This window comes from Acidocella sp., assembly GCF_013044125.1.
Taxonomy (GTDB): domain Bacteria; phylum Pseudomonadota; class Alphaproteobacteria; order Acetobacterales; family Acetobacteraceae; genus Acidocella.
The window spans coordinates 1-4,974 of sequence record NZ_JABEVC010000164.1 but is presented as its reverse complement, the minus strand read 5'-3'; the positions used below and the strand labels follow the sequence as shown (position 1 = coordinate 4,974).

The following is a 4,974-nucleotide window of genomic DNA, read 5'->3' as shown; positions in this document are numbered from 1 at the left end:
GCCGTGCTGGTCGGCCACCACGCGCAGGGTGGGCAAGCGCCGGGCGGCGGCCAGCATGGTGCGGGCGAAATTTTTGCCGTGCGCGGCATAGACCCAGGCGGTGCGCAGGATGATGGCTTTAGCGGTTGTGTTGTTCAGGATGGCGGCTTCGCCGTCGCGTTTGGTGGTGCCGTAGACGCCGGTGGGGTTGGTTGGGTCGCTCTCAAGGTAGGGCGCGCCCTTGGCGCCGTCGAACACATAGTCAGTTGAGATGTGGATGAAGGGGATGTTGGCGGCTTCGCACAATTGCGCGAGGTGCAGCGGGCCCGTGTGGTTGCCGGCGCGCGCGGCGGCCTGGCTGGTCTCGGCTTTGTCCACCGCGGTGTAGGCGGCGGCGTTGATGACGAGGGTGGGGTTGGTGGTGGCAAAGCAGCTTGCCACGCTTCCCGGCTGCGCGAAGTCGAATTCGGGCCGGGAGACGGCGCGGAAGGCAAGGCCGCGTTCAGTGCAGAGTTTGACCAATTCCTGGCCAAGCTGCCCGGTGCTGCCGGTGATGAGGATCATTTGCAGGAGAACCAGGGGGCGCAATCGGCCAGGCGCGGGGCGACCATGTCTTTGTCCGAGAGCAGGGCTTGAGCGGCTTCGACGGGCCAGGGCAGGGCGAGGGTGGGGTCGTTCCAGATGACGGCGCGTTCGGCGGCGCGGTCGTAATCGGCGGTGACTTTGTAGATGACCTCGGTGTTCGGCTCGATGGTGCAGAAGCCGTGCAGGAAGCCGCCGGGAATCCACAGCTGCGCCCAGTTGGCCTCGCTTAAGATTGCGGCGGCGTATTTTCCGTAGGTGGGCGAGCCGTGGCGGATGTCCACCGCGACATCCCAGATGGCGCCTTTGACGACGCGGACCAGCTTGCCCTGGATGCTGGGGGCGAGTTGGCAATGCAGGCCGCGGATGGTGCCGGGCTGTGCGGAAAAACTGTGGTTGTCCTGTACGAAATGCTCGTTGAAGCCCTGGGCGGAGAGTTTGGCCGCACTCCAGGTTTCGGAGAAGAAGCCACGGGAGTCACCGAATTTGGGCGGGGTGATGAGCAGGACTTCGGGGATGTTGAGCGGTTCGATCTTCATCAGTGGTGTATTCCGTTGGCGATTTCGATCAATGTGCGGCCCAGGTCGGTCTTGCTGATGAGCTGAGCCTGCGCCTTGAGCTGGGCGGTGTCGATGAAGCCCATGCGGAAGGCGACTTCCTCCGGGCAGCCGACCAGATTGCCTTGGCGGGTCTGGATGGTCTGCACGAAAGTGGCGGCCTGGATCAGCGAATCCGGTGTGCCGGCGTCCAGCCAGGCGGTGCCGCGGCCCAGGCGCTCCACATGCAGCGTGCCCTCGACTAGATAAATCTGGTTGAGATCGGTGATCTCCAGCTCGCCGCGGGCGGAGGGTTTGATGCGGTGGGCGAACTCGGTGACACGGTGATCATAGAAATACAGCCCGGTGACCGCCCAGGGCGAGGTGGGGTTTTGGGGTTTCTCGGTGATGTCGAGCGCCTTGCCGCCGGCATCGAAGGTGATGACCCCGTAGCGTTCGGGGTCGCGCACCTGATAGGCGAAGACGGTCGCCCCCTCGGGCCGGGAGCCGGCGGCGCGCAGCAGGGTGGAGAGATGGTCGCCGTGAATGAGGTTGTCGCCCAGGGCCAGGGCGCAGGGTTGGCCGGCGAGCCATTGCTCACCGATGAGGAATGCCTGGGCCAAGCCGTCCGGTCTGGGCTGTTCGGCATAGGTGATGCGGATGCCCAGGTGCGAGCCGTCGTGGAACAGTCGCTGGAACTGCGGCAGGTCGGAGGGGGTGGAGATGATCAGCACGTCGCGGATGCCGGCCAGCAGCAGGGTGGAGAGCGGATAGTAGATCATCGGCTTGTCGTAGACCGGGAGCAACTGCTTGGAGGTTGCCTGGGTCATGGGGTGCAGGCGCGAGCCGGAGCCGCCGGCGAGGATAATTCCCTTGGTGATCATGCTTTTTCTCCGCCCAGGCGCTGCCCGGAATATTTTTGCGCCGCAATCGCGCGCCACCAATCCTCATGGGCCAGATACCAGTCAATGGTGGCGGCGAGGCCGGCTTCGAAATCATGCGCGGCCTTCCAGCCGAGCGCCGCTTCAGCGGTGGCTGGGTCGATCTCGTAGCGATGATCGTGGCCGGGGCGGTCGCGCACATAGGTGATCAGGCGCTCGCGCGGGCCGTTGGGGCTGGGGCGCCGCTCGTCCAGGATGGCGCAGATGGCTTTCACCACGTCGATGTTTTTGCGCGGCTGGCGCGGGCCGATGCAATAGGTTTCCCCAGGCGTGCCGGATTCCACGGCTATGAGCAGGGCCTGGGCGTGATCCTCGACAAACAGCCAGTCACGGGTGTTCTGGCCGTCGCCGTAAACGGGCAGGGGTTTCTCATCGATGGCGTTGATGAGGATGAGCGGGATCAGCTTTTCGGGGAACTGCCAGGGGCCGTAGTTGTTGGTGGTGTTGGAGACGATGACGGGAAGACCATAAGTGTGGCCCCAGGCGCGGACCAGATGGTCCGACGCGGCCTTGCTGGCCGAGTAGGGGCTGCGCGGGTCGTAGGGGGTGTGTTCGTTGAACGGCGGGTCCTCATCGGCCAGGGCGCCGAAGACCTCGTCGGTGGAAATATGGTGGAAGCGGAAGGTTTCGCGCCGCGCGGGGGGGAGGGTTGCGTAATATTCGCGGGCGGCTTCCAGCAGGGTGAATGTGCCGGTGACATTTGTGTGAATAAAGGCGGCGGGGCCGTCGATTGAACGGTCGACATGGCTTTCGGCGGCCAGATGCATCACCGCGTCCGGCTGATGGGCGGCGAAGGCGGCGCGCATAGCGGCGGAGTCGGTGATGTCGGCCTTGATGAGCGTGTGGCGGGGGTGGGTCAGCGCGGTTTCCAGCGCATCCTCGCAGGCCGCGTAGGTCATTTTGTCGATATTGATGATTTCGTGCTGGCTGGCGGCGATGGCGTGCCGGATGACGGCCGAGCCGATGAAGCCGCAGCCTCCGGTGAGAAGAATTTTCATGCAACATCCTGGTTAGGCGCGATTTTGATGGGGTGGTTCAATCAGACATTGCGCTTGCGCGCAACCGGCTTGGCGGGCTTCGCCTTGGCGGCGTCTGGTCTGGCTGGGTTGAGCTGGGCGTGGATGCGGGCGAGGTAGGCGGCCTGTTCCGCCTGGGTGTGTTTTCCGGGCTTTAGGGTTTTCACGATGATTTTATGCATGGCCGCGATTTCGGCGGTATGCGCCTTGGGTGAGAGGCGCTGCGTGACGCCGCCGGCGTGGCGGCGGTGGGTGTTCAACGGCTCCGCGAGGTAGACCACGCTGCCGGGTTGCCCGGTGAGCAGGGCGAGGTAGAGCCGCCAGTCGCCGGCGAGGCGCCAGATTTCAATATCCGGGACGGCATCAAGCGCTGCCAGCAGGGCCTCGCGCCGCCAGAGCACGGCGCTGACATTGGGGATGAGGTTGCGTACGGCGAGGATGCGCTGCGCGAAGGTCTGCGCCTCCCAGATGCCCGAGGCGGCCAGTTCTTTTACGCCGGAGTCGAAATAATAGGATTGGTAGCTGGGCATGACCTGTTTGCCGGTCTCGTCAACGGCGCGGCTGTCAGTGAAGGCGAGCAGGGGGGTCTCGGCGCTGGTCAGCGCTTCCATCAGACGGGAGAGAAACATGGGGGTGGCGCTGTCGTCGGCCTCGCAGAGCCAGATGAATTCGCCTTTGGCCTCGCGCGCGGCGCGGCGCCATTGGGCGAAGACGGAGCCGGTGTTTTTTTTGTTGGCGATGATGCGGATTTCGCGCCGCGCGGCATCAGCCGTGGCTTGCGCGACGGTGAGGGAGGTGTCTGTCGAGGCATCGTCAAGAAAGAGGATTTCGGCCAGCGGGTAGGTTTGCGCGAAGATCGATTCCAGGCGCGCGGGCAGGTGCTGGGCATAATTGTAGTTGATGACGGCGGCGCTGACGCTGCGCAGGCCGGGCTGGGCCAGGTGCAGCAGTTTTTCCACATAGGCGGGAAAGTCAAACTTTTGCGCGGCCATGGCGGCGAGGCGCGGGCGGAGCTGGCGCAGCTTTTCATGGTCGAGCAGGCTGGTCATCTGCGCCAGGAAGTCGTCCATATCGGCCAGCCGGGCGACGCGGCCGGCTTTTTCACGGTGCAGCAGCTCAGGGATGCCGCCTGATTCGTCGAAGGCGACGCAAGGGATGCCGCAGGCCAGTGCCTCGATCACCACGGTGGGGTAGGGGTCCTCACGCGAGGTGAGGGCGAAGATGTCAGCGGCGGTGAAATAGCCGGCGGCGTGCTGGGTGAAGGGGATGTGGTGGAAGCGGCCGGCGGCGATGAGCTTGTTCATTTCCGGGGCGAGATAGGTGTGCAGTGTTGGCTGGATGTCCCCCACCCAGATGAAATGCACGCCGCCGCGAAGGGTTGAGAATTTTTGCGCCAGTTGCAGGAAGAGATCAAACCCCTTGCGGATGTAGCCGAACCCGGCGCCGAGCACGAGGAAGTCCTCGTCCTCGATGTTCAACTCGCGGCGGATGCGCTCCCGCGCGGCTGCGTTGAAGGCCATGTTCTGGTAGTTGCCTTGCGGCAGGATGATGCGGCTGGCGTGTTGCAGGTTGAGCGCGGCGGTGAATTTTTCAGCAACGCAGCTGGCGGCGAATACCAGATGGCTGGCGGCGGCGGCGCCGAGCCGGGCCTGGATTTCAAGGTTATATTCTTGCAGCAGCTGCGGCATCTCGTGCACCAGCAACGTGGTTTTGATGCCGCGTTGCTCTGCCCACGGCACCACATGCGCGCTGGCCGCGGAGTTGACGATGGCGCTGCGGATGCCGGCGGCGCGGTATTTGTCCAGCAGGTTCGTGATGATGGTTTTGTCATAGGCGATGGCGACATCGGCGGTCTCGTAATACGGGCCGAGCAGCGGGCCGACGCCGAGCAGCAGCAGATGCACCTTGATGCCCCATTGG

The 4,974-nt window shown here is 64.4% G+C and carries 5 protein-coding genes; all 5 read right to left on the bottom strand.

Features of this window, described 5'->3' with window-relative positions; genetic code table 11:
* Positions 1 to 543: sugar nucleotide-binding protein (locus HKL97_RS10270; protein ID WP_291425020.1), on the bottom strand; the 543-nt coding region annotated here is incomplete at its 3' end.
* Entirely contained in the window at positions 540 to 1,100 is a 561-nt protein-coding gene (gene rfbC, locus HKL97_RS10265; RefSeq protein WP_291425018.1) for a dTDP-4-dehydrorhamnose 3,5-epimerase, read from the bottom strand. The genes rfbC and HKL97_RS10270, both read right to left, overlap by 4 nt.
* Positions 1,100 to 1,981, bottom strand: a complete 882-nt coding sequence (rfbA, locus tag HKL97_RS10260) for a glucose-1-phosphate thymidylyltransferase RfbA (RefSeq protein ID WP_291425016.1) — start codon at positions 1,979 to 1,981, stop codon at positions 1,100 to 1,102. Before rfbA ends, rfbC begins: the two co-directional genes overlap by 1 nt.
* Positions 1,978 to 3,036 carry a dTDP-glucose 4,6-dehydratase gene (gene rfbB, locus HKL97_RS10255; protein ID WP_291425014.1) on the bottom strand — a complete coding sequence of 353 codons (1,059 nt, stop codon included), beginning with the start codon at positions 3,034 to 3,036 and terminating at the stop codon, positions 1,978 to 1,980. The genes rfbA and rfbB overlap by 4 nt, the downstream gene beginning before the upstream one ends.
* A gap of 41 nt (positions 3,037 to 3,077) precedes the next feature.
* A partial coding sequence (locus HKL97_RS10250) for a glycosyltransferase (RefSeq protein WP_291425012.1) occupies positions 3,078 to 4,974 on the bottom strand: 1,897 nt, incomplete at its 5' end.

Coding starts and splice junctions, on each gene's coding strand:
- rfbC (WP_291425018.1), bottom strand. CDS start 1,100: ATGAAGATCGAACCGCTCAACATCCCCGAAGTCCTGCTCATCACCCCG.
- rfbA (WP_291425016.1), bottom strand. CDS start 1,981: ATGATCACCAAGGGAATTATCCTCGCCGGCGGCTCCGGCTCGCGCCTG.
- rfbB (WP_291425014.1), bottom strand. CDS start 3,036: ATGAAAATTCTTCTCACCGGAGGCTGCGGCTTCATCGGCTCGGCCGTC.